At 46.2% G+C, this 1287-nt stretch carries 1 protein-coding gene; it reads right to left on the reverse strand.

All coding sequences use genetic code 11. The features are described 5' to 3' along the window. Positions 1-300: 300 nt before the first annotated feature. Positions 301-1287 (reverse strand): IS256 family transposase (locus tag ABID56_RS12920; RefSeq protein ID WP_354221881.1); only part of this gene is annotated, 987 nt, incomplete at its 5' end.

Below are 1287 nucleotides of genomic sequence, written 5' to 3' on the forward strand. Positions count from 1 at the left end.
GGGAGTGTCAATAATTTTGTGTAAATGACCCTAGTCTAGTAGAAACGTTAGCTTGTTATCTAAGATTAGCTGTAGCTTATGAGATGCTCCAAGCCACAGCTTCGCTGTTTGCCCTTGACCTTGTGACTCTTCTTCGTGATCGCTGATGGGGTGCAGGGGCCCGGTCAGCGGAACGTAGAAGAGATCGGCCGTGGTACGCTTGGTGGGCGGATGGGCTCGTTGAAGAGCTTATGATGAGCCCGTCCGCTCAAGATTCACCACCACGGCCGCCAAACAAGGTCAAGGGTGGCGGACATCAGGTTAAGCTTGTTCATTTAAAGCGTCAAACAGCTGTTCAATTTCTGGTTTAGCTTGATCAAATCCACGATGACATCGCATGCTAAATTGATGGTTGTATTCAAGAAAGCGCGTGACAAGAAAACGATCTAAGGCATCCTCATTGGGAAATTGTTCTTTGCGTTTCACATAGCGTTTGATTTCTTTGTTGAACGCTTCAATCAAGTTCGTTGAATAAATACTGCGACGAATCGATGCCGGGAACTTATAAAATGTTAAGAGCTGATCGTTGGTCATGACGGCGTCGACAACACGAGGATACGTCTTCTGCCATTTGTCCTTGAAGGCATCTAACGCCTCGACTGCTTTGTCATAGTCTGAGGCTTGGTAAACTCCTTTAAAATCGCCAAGAATGGTTTCGCGGTCTTTGACGCGTACCTTACTGGCGATATTGCGCGATACGTGAACACAACACACTTGATGCTCAGCTTTAGGGAAAACACGATGAATCGCATCCGTCATCCCAGGCAGACCATCTGACACAAATAAGAGAACGTCTTGGATACCTCGTTCCTTGAGGCGATTGATCAATTCCTCCCAAACATGAGCTGACTCCGTTGGGGCAATCGTGAAGGCTAAGACTTCTTTAGTTCCTTCTTCGGTGATGCCAATCGCGATATAAACGGCTTCTTTTTCGACGGTTTGGCGGCGAATTGGGATGTGCGTGGCATCTAAATAAATACAAACATAACGCTTTTCCAGTTGGCGTTCGTGAAATGCTTGAACATCTTCTGACACAAGCTGTGTCAGGTTTGACACCGTTTGCTTAGAATAATGATGCCCATACATTTTCTCGATTAATTGCGTGATTTCTTCAGTTGTGATGCCTTTCTCGTAAAGGTGAATAACGGTCTGTTCAAGCGTGTCACTTGAGCGTTTATAAGGCGCAACTGTCTGTTGCTCAAATTCACCGTTACGATCACGCGGAATACGTAACTGGAGTTCGCCGTA

The sequence above is a fragment of the Alkalibacillus flavidus genome (assembly GCF_040545925.1).
Classification (GTDB): Bacteria; Bacillota; Bacilli; order Bacillales; family Alkalibacillaceae; genus Alkalibacillus; species Alkalibacillus flavidus.